We start from the raw sequence: 16,615 nt of genomic DNA, 5'->3' as shown, positions 1-16,615 counted from the left end.
TGCCATCGCAGCGATAGAGCCTTCCGTCTACAGACTGTTGTGTATGTCTTACCCCTCTCATATCATGAGAGGGGTTACGTCCTACACATCGGATTGCTCAGCAACAGGCAATACCTATGCGACGCTTGTTGATGATCGTCGTTGTGCTCTGCCTGATCGGTGTGGATCGAGTCGTGAGTGCCCCAACTGCCCATACCGACCAGGATGGTCTGTATGTCCGCCCGGCTCCACCCACTCGACCCGGTCCCACTATCGAAGCGTATGTGCGACCCGAGTTTGCTGCCCGTATGCGTCGCTCACGCAGTACGATCCTGGCCGCCGCAGCACGACATAATCATCCGCAGTTATCGGGGATGAGTGACCGCGAATTTGCCATTGTCATGGCGACCATTCTCTATAACGAAAACTTTGGTTGGGCTGAAGAGCTGGCGCCGCCGTTACGGATGGTGACGCCGTTGTATCAAGAGGCGCAACAACAGGTAAACAGCGGGATAGGCGCAAACTTCAGTGTCTGGCCGGCTAACCTACGCCCTTCAGTTGCTGCTGAAATTTTGGCCGGTGAGGTGCCTCTCGCCGATGGCAGCATATTGCACATACCGCTACGAGTCGAAGGCAGCCAGATCGATCTGCGACAATATCACGACCAACGAGCACTTTTCGCTGCGATTACGACCGAAATTAGCCACGACGAACTCGCGATCAACTATCTTGCCGCCAACCTTGAACGTGGGGTGTGGCGTGCGGCGATCGAAGGTCAGCCTATCTCGTGGCGCACGCTGGCTGCCTGGCACAATCAGGGCATCGTCGATCCAGTTGCTATTCGGGCGAATCCAACAGCACGCGACTATGTGCGCCGGGCTGCGGCTTATTTGCCGGTGGCACGTATGTTATTTGCAACCACAGACCCTGCCGAAATGAGCGCTTTGTGAGTGTTGGACAAGTGAAGCGGTAGGGTGAATGGGCCGCCCGCGTGGCGGCCCGCCTTCTCAATCGGGTACTGAGTTACGACATTCCCGAATAGCACCTCACCGGCCTGTAGTACGCTTAGGCAGGGCATCGTGGTTAGCCGTTGGTTTGTCGCCGTAACACCCATTTCGTCATCTCCAACACCGGTACCACCGTTAGCGCGACGAGCGTAATGATCAGCCAATCGATCGGTGACAGTGGGAAGGTACTAAACGGTTCGTGCAGAAACGGGAGATACACCACTGCCAATAGTAAGAGCAATTCCCAGATGATAGCAAGGTTCAGCCAGTGATTGGCAAAGGGCCGGTGAAAGACCGATAGGTGGTCGGAGCGGAAGTTGTAGGCTTTGAAGAATTGAATGAGCACGAGCGATACAAACGTCATGGTCATCGCCTCAACCATACTCCGCCCGCTCTGCATCGCCCACACAAAGAGCGCAATGTTGACCAGTGCTGACCACAGCCCGCCTACCATCATCAGTCCGACGACAGGACGGGTGAAAATGCCACGGCGTGGGTCGCGTGGTGGCTGTTGCATGAGATCATCGTCGGGTGGATCAACCGCTAAGGCGAGTGCGGGTAGGCCGTCGGTAGCAAGATTGACATAAAGAATTTGAGTGGCCGTGAGGGGTAACGGCAATCCGGCAAAGGTTGCGCCGGCCATAAGCGTGATCTCGCCAATGTTCGATGAGAGCAGATACATCAAATACTTTTTAATGTTGCCAAAGATGCGCCTTCCCTCTTCCACTGCCGCAACAATCGAAGCAAAATTGTCGTCGGTGATGGTCATCGCTGATGCTTCTTTGGTCACATCGGTCCCGGTGATCCCCATTGCAATACCAATGTCGGCCTTCTTCAATGCCGGCGCATCATTGACACCATCGCCGGTCATTGCGACCACATACCCTTTCTGTTGCAATGCAGTGACAACGCGCAGTTTATGGATCGGTGCTACCCGTGCATAGACATCGACCGTTTCGACGATGTTGGCAAAGTCTTCATCACTGATGGCATCGAGTTCACTCCCGGTCATCACCTGACCATGCACAAGCAAACCGAGTTCACGAGCAATGGCGGCTGCCGTGAGGGGATGGTCACCGGTAATCATCACCACGCGAATGCCGGCGCGCTGGCAGGTCTGGATGGCCGTCTTCGCTTCAGGACGGGGCGGGTCGATCATACCGACGAGACCGAACAGGGTCAATTCGTGTTCGGCAGTGTCTAAGGTGGCTGGCGTCTTGCCGGCGATTGCCAGGACACGCAGCGCTGTACTAGCCATCGTTTGCGCTGCGTCAAGTATGCTTACCCGATCTTCTGCAGTGAGCGGGGCGAGGCCGGTCGGCGAGAGCCAGTGGCTGCACGCATTGATGATGACCTCTGGGGCTCCTTTCGCATACGCGACGGTAACGCCCTGCTCGGTGTGCAGCGTGATCATGCGCTTAGTTTCCGACGAAAACGGAATTTCGGCAATACGCGGTGCCTGACGAACCAATTCGTCGACGACAAGACCGGCTTTGGCTGCTGCTACGACGAGCGCCGCTTCAGTCGGGTCTCCTTGGGCTTGCCAACGTCCATCGCGATAAACGACGCGCGCGTCGGAGGCGAGGGCGGCACCCCGCAACAGTTGCTGTACCGCGGGATCAGGGGGAGTCGGTTGATCGGCAAAGTAGAACTTGCCGTCGGGGGCGTACCCTGATCCGCTTAGCTCCCACCAGCGCCCGGCCACAAACAAGCGTCGGACGGTCATTTCGTCTTTGGTAAGGGTTCCGGTTTTATCGGTGCAGATAACCGATGTGCTACCCAGTGTCTCGACTGCCGGCAAGCGGCGCATCAAGGCGTTACGCTTTGCCATACGCTGGACGCCGATAGCCAGCGAGATGGTAACAACGGCAGGTAACGCTTCCGGTACAACGGCAACGGCCAAGGCGATCCCGAAGATGATCATCTCGACCAGCGGCTGGCCGCGCCAAAGGCCGAGCACGGTGATGATTGCCACAATGACCAGTGCTGCTCGAGCCAGCATGTGCCCGACTCGGTCGAGATTTTCTTGCAAGGGTGTGCGTCCGGTCTCGATGGTTTGGAGCATTGTGGCAATAGTGCCAAACTCGGTATGCATACCGGTGGCGACGACAATCCCGCGGCCACGGCCATAACTGACTGACGTACCGGCGTAGACCATGTTTTTGCGGTCAGCCACCGGTGCGGTCGGTGGTAGGATCACTGCTGCGTTCTTTTCAACCGGCACCGATTCGCCGGTAAGGGCTGCTTCCTCGATCTGTAAATTGACCGCTTCGATGAGCCGGAGATCGGCGGGCACCCGATCCCCGGCTCGCAAGAGCACAACATCGCCGGGCACCAGCTCGCGCGCCGGAATAGCCTGCTCGCTGCCGTCACGTAGGACGGTTGCATTCGGTGCCGCCATCCGGCGCAAGGCTTCGATTGCCCGTTCGGCGCGATATTCTTGGATAAAGCCAAGAAGGACGGCAAATAACACGATAACGATAATCGCAACCGATTCGATCCCGTGACCGAGCAAGAGTGAGAGTCCGGTGGCGATCAACAGGATGATGATCAGGACGTTTTGGAATTGGGCCAGCAGGATTTTCCATGGCGAGATGCGGATAGCAGCTTGCAACTCATTCGGGCCGTAGCGAGCTAAGCGTTCAGCCGCTTCAGCGCTACTTAGGCCGTTTGGTGAGCTGTTGAGTTGTGTGTACACTTCAAGAAGATCGGTGCTGTGCCAAGCTGGGCGTGTTTCATCACGCCTAAGGGTAGATGTTGCCATTATCAACACTCCTCGTGTTTCCGCCAGAGAGCTATCGATTGGAAACGTATCAGCGTGAGGGTAGGCCACGCCTTACTGTGAGCATAGCACGTTGGGGGTGGTGATACAACCCATACGTATGGATCGGTTTGCTAACCGGCGGTTAGAGGGTTATCTGCCTCTAATCGGCAAATGCGCTCTGCTGTTGGACCGCGCGACGCGCAGCACGACGGTCGGCGACGATCCGGTGGGCGCGACGCAGGGCTGATGTGCGCGCCGGTATGGCCGGTACGGCGAGGGCCAAGATGGTAGCGCCGATGCGCAGATCGAAGGTGGGGGGTATGATTTGAGGAAACGGGTAGTAGACGAGAGCTGTTGGTTCGAGGAGCCGCAACGTGGCGATCACGATGGCTGCACTGACAGCGGTAAGACAGGTGATGGTATCGTGGTGGTGCCACCTTTCACGGCGATACGTCGTTCGGGATACGGTCCGACTGAGTTGGTGGGACGACCACCAGACGAGTGCTAGCCCGATGCCGCCAAGTGGAGCCATAATCGGTAGAACGGTGGGGCCAGCCCAGAGCCAGCTTATCAATGTGGTAGCGAGTATACTAAGCCCAAGCAGCAGGCCGATCATACGACCAGTACTTGGTTTGGTGAGCGTGCGTCCGTATCCGCGGGCCTCTAATGCTTCGGCGAGCTGCAATGCGCGTTCGAGGCTCCCGGCTAACAGTGGTCCGACGAGCGCCCACCAGCTCCGGATGCTGCCAAAGCGGTGGCCGCGTGCGCGTTGCGCGGCGATAATTTCTTGCCCACTGCGCACTAGTCCCGGTGCGAAAGCGATGGCAATCGTGACGGCTAATCCGGCGTGAAAGAGTGAGCGTGGCACGAGACGCAGCAACCGATGGTGATCAACTAAGGCATTGAACGTACCGAAGATCAGCAGAAGCGTCCATAAGCTCAATCCGCGCGTCGCTCCCCACGCTAATGCTTCGGCGGTGATCGGTCCACCCAAGACAATTCCGCCTAACCATACCGGTAATTGGTATGTCGGTGCGTTGAACAAAACTGTGGCCCCGCGTGGCCCACCCACTGTGATCACCGCAAAAACAATGTAACTGAGCCAGATCACTGCTCCGGCACGGGCAAACAGTGGGAAACTACGTGCCAGTGGGCGATCATCACGGCGCGCTACGAATACATAGCCGACCGCTAACATGATCAACAGGTGGTAAAGTGGGTGTGGGGCCAGTATTGCGATCGCTGTAGTAGCAGCCAACCACACCAGCCACGTGCGGGTATGCATGCGCAATCCTTCTTCGTTGTCTTTTGGGCGCGGGGCGGGTGATAGCCTACATCGTCGGTACGTACCGTCTCCGATCCACTACCTCCTATGACAGGTTTGCCGTCAGTACGGCCAGCGCCACAACTTCACCGATTTCACAGAGCGCACCATAGGTGTCGCCGGTGAGACCGCCCAGATCGCGTACCCACCAGCTTGCCAGCAGATGCGCAACTCCTAACACGAATACAGCAGCCACGATTCCGGTGATACCGGCGACAAGCCATGCCGCACCGAGCATCATAGCCGAAGACAACCACAGATCTTGTTGACGTACTTGCGCGTTAAAGGTCCGGCCCAGTCCACCTTCGCGGGCAGCGGGAAAGCGATAGATCCCATAGCAATCGGCCCATCGCCCTAGCATCGGGGCCAACAGCAACGCCGGCCACACGTTTGTCGCTTCTGCGATGAGTGCTACTTTGAACATAATCAGTACGATCAGCGCTAATGCACCCATCGCCCCGATCCGACTATCTTTCATGATTTCGAGTTTACGTTCACGCGACCGCCAACTCATCACCGCATCGAAGGTGTCACTCAGACCATCGAGATGGAGACCACCGGTAATGATGCCCCAGATCGCCATCACCATCACTGCCGCCGTTAGATCACCCCACAGTGGGCGGACTATGCGATCGGTAGCTACCAGCGCACCGCCAATGACCAATCCGACTATCGGAAACCACGGGATGGCCCGTACCACACTCTGTTCATTCATTGGCGGTATGCCGGGTAGGGGGATAATGGTCAAAAAGCGGATCGCTTCGATGAAGCCATTGACCGAGCGGACCGGCATTTCGTTCATAGAAAGCTCCATGCGCTAGCGTATCGGTGGTACGTTGTTAACCATGCGGATAATGATCGATGAGCCGTATATGTCAAGGGCAGTCAGGCTGCCCAGATCGATCCGCCAACGCCAATGTTCGGCTACCGGTGTCTGACAACAGAAACAGAGTACCAATTGGATAGGGGTAGCATGAGTGATAACGATCACTCGTTCGCCGACATAGTGTGAGCGTAGTTCGTGCCAGGCTTCACCAACGCGAGTCGCTACGTCGGCCAGACTCTCGCCACCGGTCGGTTTGCCGTTGATCCCATCGGTCCAGCGCGCTTGGGCATCGCCGGGAAAGCGTTGAAGTACCTCACGGTACGTTAATCCTTCCCATTGTCCCTGATCGATCTCGCGCCAACGCGGGTCTTCGGCGATAGCAATCGATGGGCGGTGTTTGGTGATGGCAACCGCCAGCGCGCGGGTGCGTTCGGTCGGACTAACGATGGCGTGGGTGAATGGCAATGCTCGCAAGCGACAGACGACAGCTTCGTGCTGTCGCTGACCGTAGGTAGTCAGCGGGCTGTCACCGTGACCTAGATAGCGACGGGCGCGATTGGCAACGGTTTGGCCGTGGCGAACAAGCCAAATGCTGGTGCGCATAAGTAAGCTCTTCCAGGTCGGTACGGTTAGGTAGATGACGAGATCGTGCTACCCCAACTACACCATCTGCACCCGTTCATCTGTGTGATCAAGTGGCACCCCTTCGTCTGAGCGTCACGACGATTGCTCCGAGCAAGAGGGCTACTAATGCTACAAAACCCCACCACTGGCTGCTATCGCCTGAAGTAGTCGATGTCTCTTGAGAAACTCCGCCTGCCGGCAGCACAGTTGCAGTTGCCGATGGTACGGGCGTGGACGTGGGCATGACCGGTGCCGTCGCAGTTGCCGATGGTGATGGTACGGGCGTGGACGTGGGCATGACCGGTGCCGTCGCGGTTGGCGGTGGTGTCAGCGTTGGCCCGACAGTTGCCTTCGCGGTCGGTTTGGGCGTAACCGTCGGTGCTGTCGTCGAGTCTGCTACCGTCTCCCGCAGACAAACGTCGGCGAAGGTAAGATCGGGTGGAACGGCCCCACCACTGGTGTCACCTGGACCCCATGCCCAACCATGTAAATCACCATCACCGACCCGCACATTACTCGCACCGAGGTTAGAATAGCGCCACCCATCTTGATCACGCAGGTAAAAAGCCCAGTAAACTACTCGACCCTGCTCGCGGGCACAGAAGCAGCTTGTAGCCGGGTAGTCACACCCTTCGTCCCCGATTTTGCAAACCGCAGCGCCAATCCTGCTCTGCTGACTAATCACCGGCAAGCCACTGCGTTCAAGGAGTTCGAGACCGCTGATACTCGGTTCGCTAAACGTCACGCATGCTGTAAAGACTTCACCGTTACCAAAGCGAACTACTATCCCGGCGCGGTTGACCGCCGGTTGCGCGGCGGCTACGCCGGAGAGGAGGGCGACGGCGAACAAAATCAACAGAAATCGCAGTGATCGCATAGGTAACTGGTAAGAGCTTTCGGTCACAAATTCATACTTGGGCCGATGTGCGTCGCAGCGCTACCCCGGCAACCAGTAATCCCAACCCGCCGACAACCAACAACGGTAGGGGTATAATCGGTTCGCCACCGGTGCGTGGTAACGTGCCGGCAGGTGCGATCAAGCTCTGCGCGGTCGGGATCGTCGTGGTTGCGACCGGCAACGTCCGACGGGCCAGCGCCGGAATGGCTTGATAGGTGGCAAGTGCGTTGTCGTCGGGCATTGCATCTTGATAGCGGAACGCGCCACTACTATTCTGAAATGCGGCTAAAGCGCTCAACGGAGTGGCATCACCTTGCTTCCACGCTGCGTCGTCCGGGTTTTCGCCCAGTGCAAGAATGGCCTGAACGACCGCTGCTGTCGAATTGGCGTCACTGGCGTTACCGAACGCCGACGTTTGTGAGTAGGGGAACCCACCATCGGGGTTTTGCTGACCGCGCAGATAGGATCGTGCTGCCGTCAGTGCATCGGCGGTGCGGGCATAGCCACTCAATGCCATCACCGCCAGGCTCGTGGTGTTGGTGTCGCTGCCGGTTGCTGCTGCCCCATCAAAGCTCCAACCACCGTCGCGCAATTGCAACGCGATCAACCGATTGATGGCGGCTGCCGGTGGTTCAACCCCCATCGCTTTGATGGCGAGCAATGCCAAGGCGTGCCCGTAGACATCACTCCCGTATTGGCCGGTTGCCGGATCGTAGAAGGTGCCGAGTTGATGGGCTAAATTCACGCCACCGAAGGTGAGTGGATCGCGCTGGGCGGCGACGGCAGCCAAAATGACCTTCGCAGTCGCGCCGGCCGAAGAGGTTCCATACGTGGCCGCTTGTCCGGCGAGATAGGTAACGGCGTTCGCCGGTGGTTGTTGCCCGCCGGCGACAAAGGCAACGATTGCATCGGCGGTATCACCGGGACCAAAACCGGCAAAACTGCCATCAGCTTGTTGTTGACCGGCAACCCATGTTAATGCCGCCTCAATGGCGTTGGTCTGGGCAATTACCGGTTGCCAGACGACGAGACTCACAATGAGTGTGACGAGCAGGGCATATATGCGGCGCATAGCAAATCATGTCCTTTCGTTGCAGATCGAACCTACCCTTCCATCTCACGCGCAGATCACGCCCGTTGATCGCAACAAAATACCCTCCACGCCGTGTGGAGGGTGTGAATCGACGAAGGCAAGAATGCATGCCAATCTTGCGACCGCCTCACTCCCTTACCAACGCGGGTGTGATAGCGAACGAGTAGGGACGGGCATTCTGGCTCGTCGCCAATGGCGACCTACAGTAGCGTGGACTGCGCCGGCCTTTGACCGGACTTCCCCCAATTAAGCCCTTCGCTTCCTCCGGGCTCCCTACCGGCGGGGTGATACACACCCCGCAGTTGCTTATATTCAATTGTGGCAATAGTACCACACATGCATCTGTTCGTCAACGACGAATAGATATTGTTGTGAATTTGCAAGTCTAAATAAACTGTATATTACCGTTATCAACAATAAGTGTTCGATAATTGCTTGCTATTAGGTGTTTTCCCAAAATATACTCAGCGCAGTTGCGTCAAGACATCGGCTAACACGGCAATGGCCCGTCCATACTCGGATAACACGATATGTTCGTCGGGAGTGTGATCGAGTCGTGAATCACCCGGTCCATAGGCAACAATTGGACATTGCCACACCGGTCCGACGACGTTCATATCGGCGGTACCGGTTTTATGCAGAAAGGCCGGTTGACCACCATGTTGCCGGATGGCGCGGACAAAAGCGCCGGCGAGTGGCGTGGTGCGTGAGCTTTGAAATGCGGGACATGCACCTTCAAAAGAGATGTCGGCTGAGCCGGCCAAGTGACGGAGAGTCTCGGCGAGTACTGTTGGGTCAAGACCGGGTGGTAAACGTAGGCCGATGGTTGCTTCTACCCATTCCGTTATTCCATCGCTACCGCTGCTCACCCGGCGCAGTGAGGGGATGAGTTGATCGAACAATCGCTCACGTCCGGCATTGACCGTTTGGCAATAGTTCTCAACTGCACGCCAGAAGTCGACCATCACTTCCGGCGCAGCTCGTTGTTCACCGGCGCTATGCGCTGCCGGTTGGTGGTAGTGGTAGTGAGCGAGTAACCGTCCCTTATAACCGAGCGTAACCCGATCCCAGCCGCTCGGTTCCCCAATGATGCAAAAATCGGGACGGTAACGATCGCGGGCTGCATGTGCCCCACGTGAACTGGCTGCCTCTTCTTCGGTAGCGCCGATAATGATTAAGCGACAACGTAAGGTTCCGGCTAACTCGGCTTGCCGTGCCGCCCACACAAATGTTGCCAACGGCCCTTTGGCATCGACCGCTCCTCGTCCATACAGCTTATCGTCGACGATCCGTACCGGTATCTCGCCGGGTACAGTGTCGATGTGTCCGAGGAGTACGACCAATGGCCCGTCTGTTCCCACACACCCAACTGCACTGCCCGACTCATCGACGAAAGCTTCCCAGCCAAACGCCGCCATTTGCTCGACCATGACCTGCACTGCTGCCGCTTCTTGTCCGGAGACCGACGGTGTGCGTAATAGTCGCATCAGAAACTCGATTGCGTCATTCATACCACCTCCTGACCGGTGTTTTGTAACCTGTGAGGCAAGTGTGTATCCTCAGTTCCTATAGTAGCAGGAACTGTTTGTAAATATCAAAATCCCCCTCACCGCTACCGGTGAAGGGGTTATACGACTACGCAGTTGGTTCGCTGTCACTTAGCGTTTGCCGTATATGACACGGCTCAGCGAAATTAAAATGACCGCGCCAATCGTAGCGACTACTATACTGCCGAAAAAACCGGCATTCCCGCTAATACCGAGCAGACCGAAGATGAAACCACCCACAAATGCTCCGATCAAACCGAGTACAAGATCGCTGACCAACCCACGCGAGCTGCCCGTGACCTTTCCGGCCAGCCAACCGGCAATAAGCCCGACTAAAAGCCATGCGATGATACCGCCGGGATCGAGCGTCATCACTTATCCTCCTTCTTGTCGTCTTGCATTGGCAACTCTGATGACTCATACAACCACACTATAGCATGGCCCGGCACTGTAAGGCAATTGGCTGTTGCATCAATTGTTCTGATTCAAACCTCCCATCGTCCGGTCAGTTCGGCGACTTGCGCGTAGCGTGCGTATACGTCGGCCAATACATCTTCATCAACAACCTGCGCGTTCCGATATACCTGCTTGTCGAGCATACGGTTGGGATCACCACCCGGCCAGATCCGCCACGAATCGTTATCGATTACATCGGCGACCAGCAATGTACCGTCGCTTGCCCGACCAAACTCGATCTTGAGATCGACGAGCGTTACGTCAAGTGTTGCCCATGCTGCTTCGAGCGTCGTAAACACCTCTTGTCCGGTCGTTATCATCTGTTCGACTTCAGCGGGCGTGGCGATGCCTTGAGTTACTATCTCGTCGGGTGTGATCTGCGGGTCGTGACGTGCGTCGTCTTTCAGAAAAAACTCGACCAATGGCGGATCAAACCGTTGTCCGGCAGCTTCCGGGTGGCGGCGCAGATACGATCCTGCCGGTACGCGACGCATAACCACTTCGAGTGGAATCATGACACAGCGCCGCACTACCGTCAGCGTCGGTTCCGGCGCATCTACGAAGTGGGTAGCAATTCCAGCCCGGTTGAGTAAGCGAAAGACGTTCGCCGTCGTTTGCCCTGCCAAGGCTCCTTTACCGGCGATCACGTGTCGGCGAGCACCATCGCCGGCGGTAATGCCGTCTTTGTGAAAGAGGATCGCGAGATCGGGATCGGTTGGGTGAGCGTAGACGATCTTTGTTTTGCCTTCGCTAAGGACGTGACCAAGCTCCATCATCGTCTCTCTTTCCTCTGAATGTTCAGATGTTATCCGTCGACCAAGCGCACTGTTGGTGTGGCCGTTACTCTACCGACCAGTTGTGCTTCGGCAACGACCTTTTGAGCGGCGGCAACCGACTCGACGGGGATGATCACCAGCATGCCTAACCCCATATTGAGTGCGTGAAACGCCTCGTGCTCGGCGAGTCCACCGACTTCTACAAGCAGCTGACAGATCGGAGGAACGGTCCAACTATCGCGCACGATTTCTGCGCCCATTCCTTTGGGAAGCACACGGGGGAGATTGTCGTAAATCCCGCCGCCGGTGATGTGACAGAGAGCTTTCACCGGGACAACTGCGCGCAGTGCGTTCACTTCAGAGAGATAACAGCGGTGAATAGCCAGGAGCGCCTCGCCGATGGTTTGTCCGCCGAGCAATGACGGACGCGCGTGGTAGCCTTCGGTAGCGAAGTGTTGGGCGACGATCCGACGGGCCAGGGAGTAGCCATTGGTATGTAGACCGGTGCTAGGGAGGGCCAAGATCGCATCTCCGACAGTCACATCAGGGCGCGGCAAGAGATCGGCCCGTTCGACCACACCGACAATTGTACCGGCCAGATCGAAGGCACCGGGTGCGTAGACATCGGGCATTTCAGCCGTTTCACCACCGATCAGCGCACAACTGACGGCGCGACATCCTTCAGCCACACCGTTGACAATAGCTGCGATCTGGACTGGATCAAGCTTGGCGACGGCAATGTAATCAAGAAAGAAGAGGGGTCGCGCACCCTGCACCAAAATATCGTTTACGGCATGGTTGACTAAATCCTGCCCAACCGTATCGTAGCGTTCTAAAGCAGCGGCGACTAAGGTTTTGGTCCCGACACCATCGGTGCTGCTCACGAGCACCGGGGCCTGCATACCGGCGAGAGCGAGTGCGGCATCAAAACAACCACCGAACGCTCCCATTCCGGCTAAGACGGCCGGCCCATGGGTGCTGCGCACGGCGGTAGTCATAAGTTCTTTGGCCCGGGTGGCGGCGGCAATATCAACTCCGGCGGCACTATATTTCATGATCGCTCCTCACTAAGGCGAGCGCTGAGCCGCGCAAACGCCTCGCTTTCGGCTTGGAAGACATGTTGTACTTGAACGGTTGTAATGCTACTAGCGCTAATGCTGCGCAGATAATCGATGGCCGGTAACAATTCCTCTTGTGGCACGACAATATTGACGGCGTACCAACCACTCGCACCGGCGAACTTGCTCCATACCGGTGCAATCGTTGGTCCCTGCAAACCGGCTAGCTCGTGGCGTGCCGTAACCTTGCGTCCCACCTCTTCTACGGAGGTGCCGGGCAGATTGGCCGTCAGCGAATAGAACTGGCGCCCACGTCGGCGCGCTTCGATCAGGTCGCAAAGCTGTCGGACCAATTCGAGTCGGGCCGGATTGCCACGGAGTGAGCGGCGTGAACCGATCAGGATCGCTTGTGATCGGAGGATCGGTCCCCCGACGATTTTGAGTTGATTCTCGCGAATGGCCGTACCGGTTTCGGTAATGTCGGCAATAATGTCGGCATAGCCAAGGCTGGGAGCTGCTTCGGTAGCGCCTTGCGACTCAACCAGCTCGAAGACGTTGATCCCTTGGGTGTAGCAGAACCGCCGCACCGTATTCGGGTATTTCGTTGCGATCCGTAGTCGGCGGCCTTGGGCTTGAAACTCAACCGCGAGATCGGCTAGATCGGCCCACGAGGTGACGTCGATCCAACTTTGCGGCACAGCAAAGACAAGCTCCACCCGCCAGAAGCCAAGATCATCAATGATGATGAGCACATCATTGTCGTCGTCGCCGTACTGTTCGTGCAACAAGTCGTAGCCGGTGATACCAAGATCAATTGCTCCTTCGGCTACTTTGGCGACAATATCGGCAGGGCGGTGGAGCAAGACCTCGGTGTTGGGCAGGCCGCGGAGGATAGCCGTATACTGGCGCGGGTTGGCACGGGTGACACGCAAACCGCAACTTTCAAGTAAAGCAATGGTGGCATCGTACCCGGAACCCTTTGAGGGAATGGCAAAGCGCAGCGTCATGGTATCGACCTCTGATACTGTACACGGCGTTGTTGGTAGAGTGCGGTTACTGCGGCGACATTCTGCCGTGTGTAAACGTCATGCACGGCGGTGGCTAACCGTTCGCCGGCTAGCACGAGCACTTGTTGACCAAGCGATGGACTGGCGAGATCGCGGACATTCCGTTCGTCGTTGGTGTCAAGTTGATGCAAGTTGACCAGCGTTGGTCGAATTGCCAGCAAGAGCGATGTTTCCCAGAGTGCACCGCGGTCTTGCATCGTGGTATCGACCAGTTCGAGGGGGGATACGGCGAGTGTGAGCAGATGGTGCTGACGTAGCATCGCTTCAGCGGTTTCGATCAACATCAGATCAACCTCGGCGTTGTCGGGGAAGCCGATTACAACGGCTATTTGAAACCCTTGATCGGCGATCGATTGCAGCCGTGCCGTTAGCAATTGGCGAAACAGAGGTATATCTAGGCTAGGATCGCGCCACAAAACGGGATACAGCACGCCGCCTAGACGGTGCATTGCTCGTTCAGCCACAGTTTCGGCGATCAAGCCGGCGGCGCCTTGGGCGAGATGCAACCCGCGCGCTACCAACGTTGCCCATGGCAACCATGCAATGGGGTACTTCTGCACGAGCTGTTGTTGCTGGAGCGGCAGCAGCTCGGTGTAACGCCCCCATGCTAGTGTTGTACTCATAGCCCCTCTCCTAGCTCAGCAAGGGTAATGCGCCGCTCAGTACGGGTCGCTAAATCGCGCCACACGACATACTCCCCTTCGCGTTCGGCAGCTCCGGCGATCACCGCTGCGGCGAAGCCACGGCGCGTGGCATCACGCAAGTTGTCTTTGATGCTGCGTTTGCGCACATCGAGCACGACTGTATGACCACTCATTCGCAGGAGGTTGGCAACCAGCACGGCATACGGGTAGTCTTCATCACTCACGGCGGCCACCAAGACGGTGGGCGGATCGGTTGGCTCTGGGGGTGTTGCGGCTGCAACCACCCGCTCCAGTCCATAGGCAAAACCTACCGCCGGTACAGATTGCCGCCCACCGAGTGCGCCGACCAGATCATCGTAGCGCCCGCCACCGCAGAGTTGATTACCTTCGCTGTCGTAGACTTCAAAGATCAAGCCGGTGTAGTAATGTAGACCACGGCCCAAGGCACCATCGATGATCACCTGTTGGGGGGATACGCCGTGGGCGATGAGCAGATCGAGGATCGCTTGCAATTCGCGAAACGCTGCTGATTCGGTACCGAGTAAATCGGTAAGGGCCGGCAAGGTGTGGTGCGGCGTACCGGTGATGGCGGCTAAGCGGGCCAATTGTGCCAATGCTGCTTCGACCAACGGTTGTTCATCGGCGCGGCGGAGAGTCCGTAACAGCCGTTGGATAACTTCAGCCGGACTGCGCGTACCGGTGCGTAAATCGATCCCCATTGCGGCTAACACCCGTTCAAGCCAGAGTGCGGCCTGCGCGTCATCAAGCCCGGCCGGCAATTCTAGACCCTCCGGTGGTGTACCAAGATTGGTCAAGACACGCTCGCGTACTGGTGCGAGGCCTTCGGCGCGTAACCGTTCGAGGCTCCAAACCAATAACCCGCGGGTTCGTTCGGGTAAGTCAAACCGGCTGAGCAGCTCGCGGGCCAGCCCAATATGACCGATCCGTACTGTGTAATCGGTTACTCCGGCTGCGTTAAGCCCGGCACAGGCAAGGGCTATCACCTCAGCATCGGCCCGTGGTGGCAGTCCACCGATGATCTCGCCACCGACTTGGGTAAACTGCCGGTAGGTGTGACGTTGAGGCCGTTCGTAGCGGAATACCGGTCCGGCATAGCTCAGCCGCAGCGGGAGCGGTTGGTCTTGCATCCTGGCCACGTAGGCCCGTAGCACCGATGCTGTCCATTCGGGACGCAACGCTAAATCACGCCCACCAAAGCTAAATTCATACACTTTGCCGACGAGATCTTCACCTAATTTGCGCAGATACAATTCACGATGCTCGATGATCGGAGCATCGATCATTTGATAACCAAAGCTGGCTATCGTTCGCTCTAATATCGTTTGTATATGCCGGCTGGTGAGATATTCCGCCGGCATCACGTCTCGCATACCGCGTACAAGATCAACGGTCACAGCTCCTCCTCGGTTGGCCGTTCCTGCGTTTATTGTAACCGATTCAGATATGAACAAGAATTGATTGGCGCGCCGAAGGTCGCAGTCTACCGCTCGGCTTCACTCTACTTTATAACAAGCGGAAGCGCGACGCGCGAAACAACAGTCTTTTGTAGCTCGGTGTGCGTACAACGGCAGGCGAGCTATTCAGCAGGAGGTTACAGTTCGAGCTGGGGGGGAGAGACGTCTTGCCGGCGGAAAGAATACGACCGTGCGCGACATCATTAGGATACGCTCACGTGATCTTCAATCCGCCGACGTCGGTATGCGTTACGGGGGGAGGCAGGCATCGCTGCTACCTCACGGGAGGTCATCGCTTTGCCAAATCGCGCACCGTACTCAGTAGATTGGTCAGATTCCCCGTCTTGGGAACATACGCATCAAACCCTTGGGCGACAAACTCTCCCGGTGTCTTTTCGGTACGTGCGGTGTGGGCAATAATCGGGCATGTAATCCCTTGTGCACGCAGATCGCGCAACACCATCAGACCATCGCGGTCGGCCATGCTAATATCAAGGACGATCACATCAGGAGCAAATTCGTGAACTTTTGCCAGTGCTTCAGCACCGCTACTGACCGAGAGCACTTCGTGTCGTCCAACATGACGAAGCACACGTTCAAACATCGAACGGGCTGTATAAACGTCATCGACAAGTAAGACTTTGGCCATCGTTCCAGGCTCCTTCGCTAATCTCATACCGCCGATGGTAAAACGTAGAGAAGATATCTCGCTGCGCTCGCCATGACCGAGGGTGTTGTGTGCGCTATGACCTCGATCTGCCAGGGTTGCGCTTGGTGTAGCCGGTAGTCGTTGGCATGGTGCGGGTGTGTTGCGACTGAGTAGGCTGCAAGATGTCTCGCTGCGCTCGACATGACAGAGGGTGTTGCGCTCGCTATGACCTCGATCTGCCAGGGTTGCGCTTGGTGTAGCCGGTAGTCGTTGGCATGGTGCGGGTGTGTTGCGACTGAGTAGGCTGCAAGATGTCTCGCTGCGCTCGACATGACAGAGGGTGTTGCGCTTGCTATGACCTCGATCTGCCAGGGTTGCGCTTGGTGTAGCCGGTAGTCGTTGGCATGGTGCGGGTGTGTTGCAACTGA

The 16,615-nt window shown here is 57.1% G+C and carries 15 protein-coding genes and 1 riboswitch; of the genes, 1 reads left to right on the top strand and 14 read right to left on the bottom strand.

Translation table 11 applies throughout. From position 1 onward, the window contains the following. Positions 1-116: 116 nt before the first annotated feature. Positions 117-929, top strand: a complete 813-nt coding sequence (locus AC01ZF_RS01480) for a hypothetical protein (protein ID WP_424674532.1) — start codon at positions 117-119, stop codon at positions 927-929. Positions 930-1,062: 133 nt separating this feature from the next. On the opposite strand, the gene AC01ZF_RS01475 is transcribed toward AC01ZF_RS01480, so the two are convergent. The 14 genes from AC01ZF_RS01475 to AC01ZF_RS01410 form a co-directional block, all read right to left on the bottom strand. Continuing rightward, entirely contained in the window at positions 1,063-3,750 is a 2,688-nt protein-coding gene (locus tag AC01ZF_RS01475; RefSeq protein ID WP_424674531.1) for a cation-translocating P-type ATPase, read from the bottom strand. Between the two features lie 160 nt (positions 3,751-3,910). After that, positions 3,911-5,035 carry an energy-coupling factor transporter transmembrane component T gene (locus AC01ZF_RS01470; RefSeq protein ID WP_428113255.1) on the bottom strand — a complete coding sequence of 375 codons (1,125 nt, stop codon included), beginning with the start codon at positions 5,033-5,035 and terminating at the stop codon, positions 3,911-3,913. 85 nt (positions 5,036-5,120) lie between these two features. After that, on the bottom strand, positions 5,121-5,876 hold the full coding sequence (gene cobS, locus AC01ZF_RS01465) for an adenosylcobinamide-GDP ribazoletransferase (RefSeq protein WP_476575059.1): 756 nt from the start codon (positions 5,874-5,876) through the stop codon (positions 5,121-5,123). 15 nt (positions 5,877-5,891) lie between these two features. Beyond that, positions 5,892-6,503 carry a histidine phosphatase family protein gene (locus AC01ZF_RS01460; RefSeq protein ID WP_424674528.1) on the bottom strand — a complete coding sequence of 204 codons (612 nt, stop codon included), beginning with the start codon at positions 6,501-6,503 and terminating at the stop codon, positions 5,892-5,894. 88 nt (positions 6,504-6,591) lie between these two features. Then, the gene (locus AC01ZF_RS01455) at positions 6,592-7,401 is read right to left on the bottom strand and encodes a hypothetical protein (protein WP_428113251.1); all 810 of its coding nucleotides are present in this window, start codon (positions 7,399-7,401) and stop codon (positions 6,592-6,594) included. Between the two features lie 31 nt (positions 7,402-7,432). After that, positions 7,433-8,494, bottom strand: a complete 1,062-nt coding sequence (locus tag AC01ZF_RS01450; protein WP_424676744.1) for a cell wall anchor protein — start codon at positions 8,492-8,494, stop codon at positions 7,433-7,435. 171 nt (positions 8,495-8,665) lie between these two features. Beyond that, a riboswitch (cobalamin riboswitch) is annotated at positions 8,666-8,806 on the bottom strand. A 173-nt stretch (positions 8,807-8,979) separates the two neighbouring features. Then, positions 8,980-10,026, bottom strand: a complete 1,047-nt coding sequence (locus tag AC01ZF_RS01445) for a [LysW]-lysine hydrolase (RefSeq protein ID WP_424676745.1) — start codon at positions 10,024-10,026, stop codon at positions 8,980-8,982. Positions 10,027-10,173: 147 nt separating this feature from the next. Further along, complete coding sequence (locus AC01ZF_RS01440) at positions 10,174-10,434, bottom strand: GlsB/YeaQ/YmgE family stress response membrane protein (RefSeq protein WP_424676746.1); 261 nt, start codon at positions 10,432-10,434, stop codon at positions 10,174-10,176. 113 nt (positions 10,435-10,547) lie between these two features. Continuing rightward, the gene (locus AC01ZF_RS01435; protein WP_424676770.1) at positions 10,548-11,291 is read right to left on the bottom strand and encodes a phosphoribosylaminoimidazolesuccinocarboxamide synthase; all 744 of its coding nucleotides are present in this window, start codon (positions 11,289-11,291) and stop codon (positions 10,548-10,550) included. A 32-nt stretch (positions 11,292-11,323) separates the two neighbouring features. Further along, positions 11,324-12,349 (bottom strand): phosphoribosylformylglycinamidine cyclo-ligase, encoded by a 1,026-nt coding sequence (purM, locus tag AC01ZF_RS01430; RefSeq protein ID WP_476575058.1) that lies wholly within the window; start codon positions 12,347-12,349, stop codon positions 11,324-11,326. Next, entirely contained in the window at positions 12,346-13,359 is a 1,014-nt protein-coding gene (gene hisG / locus AC01ZF_RS01425; RefSeq protein WP_424676748.1) for an ATP phosphoribosyltransferase, read from the bottom strand. The genes purM and hisG overlap by 4 nt, the downstream gene beginning before the upstream one ends. Then, positions 13,356-14,042 carry a hypothetical protein gene (locus AC01ZF_RS01420; protein ID WP_424676749.1) on the bottom strand — a complete coding sequence of 229 codons (687 nt, stop codon included), beginning with the start codon at positions 14,040-14,042 and terminating at the stop codon, positions 13,356-13,358. Before AC01ZF_RS01420 ends, hisG begins: the two co-directional genes overlap by 4 nt. Next, positions 14,039-15,478, bottom strand: coding sequence for an ATP phosphoribosyltransferase regulatory subunit (hisZ, locus tag AC01ZF_RS01415; protein WP_424676750.1), 1,440 nt, complete (start codon positions 15,476-15,478; stop codon positions 14,039-14,041). The genes AC01ZF_RS01420 and hisZ overlap by 4 nt, the downstream gene beginning before the upstream one ends. 349 nt (positions 15,479-15,827) lie before the next feature. Beyond that, complete coding sequence (locus AC01ZF_RS01410; protein ID WP_424676751.1) at positions 15,828-16,187, bottom strand: response regulator; 360 nt, start codon at positions 16,185-16,187, stop codon at positions 15,828-15,830. Between the last annotated feature and the right edge of the window lie 428 nt (positions 16,188-16,615).

The organism is Chloroflexus sp. (assembly GCF_056331925.1).
This window is presented reverse-complemented; position numbering and strand designations above follow the sequence as displayed.

Excerpts from the sequence above, each read along its gene's own strand:
- purM (WP_476575058.1), bottom strand. The coding sequence starts at position 12,349 with ATGAAATATAGTGCCGCCGGAGTTGATATTGCCGCCGCCACCCGGGCC.
- AC01ZF_RS01410 (WP_424676751.1), bottom strand. The coding sequence starts at position 16,187 with ATGGCCAAAGTCTTACTTGTCGATGACGTTTATACAGCCCGTTCGATG.
- AC01ZF_RS01420 (WP_424676749.1), bottom strand. The coding sequence starts at position 14,042 with ATGAGTACAACACTAGCATGGGGGCGTTACACCGAGCTGCTGCCGCTC.
- AC01ZF_RS01470 (WP_428113255.1), bottom strand. The coding sequence starts at position 5,035 with ATGCATACCCGCACGTGGCTGGTGTGGTTGGCTGCTACTACAGCGATC.
- AC01ZF_RS01440 (WP_424676746.1), bottom strand. The coding sequence starts at position 10,434 with ATGACGCTCGATCCCGGCGGTATCATCGCATGGCTTTTAGTCGGGCTT.
- AC01ZF_RS01450 (WP_424676744.1), bottom strand. The coding sequence starts at position 8,494 with ATGCGCCGCATATATGCCCTGCTCGTCACACTCATTGTGAGTCTCGTC.
- AC01ZF_RS01445 (WP_424676745.1), bottom strand. The coding sequence starts at position 10,026 with ATGAATGACGCAATCGAGTTTCTGATGCGACTATTACGCACACCGTCG.
- AC01ZF_RS01460 (WP_424674528.1), bottom strand. The coding sequence starts at position 6,503 with ATGCGCACCAGCATTTGGCTTGTTCGCCACGGCCAAACCGTTGCCAAT.
- hisG (WP_424676748.1), bottom strand. The coding sequence starts at position 13,359 with ATGACGCTGCGCTTTGCCATTCCCTCAAAGGGTTCCGGGTACGATGCC.
- AC01ZF_RS01475 (WP_424674531.1), bottom strand. The coding sequence starts at position 3,750 with ATGGCAACATCTACCCTTAGGCGTGATGAAACACGCCCAGCTTGGCAC.
- cobS (WP_476575059.1), bottom strand. The coding sequence starts at position 5,876 with ATGAACGAAATGCCGGTCCGCTCGGTCAATGGCTTCATCGAAGCGATC.
- AC01ZF_RS01455 (WP_428113251.1), bottom strand. The coding sequence starts at position 7,401 with ATGCGATCACTGCGATTTCTGTTGATTTTGTTCGCCGTCGCCCTCCTC.
- AC01ZF_RS01435 (WP_424676770.1), bottom strand. The coding sequence starts at position 11,291 with ATGGAGCTTGGTCACGTCCTTAGCGAAGGCAAAACAAAGATCGTCTAC.
- AC01ZF_RS01480 (WP_424674532.1), top strand. The coding sequence starts at position 117 with ATGCGACGCTTGTTGATGATCGTCGTTGTGCTCTGCCTGATCGGTGTG.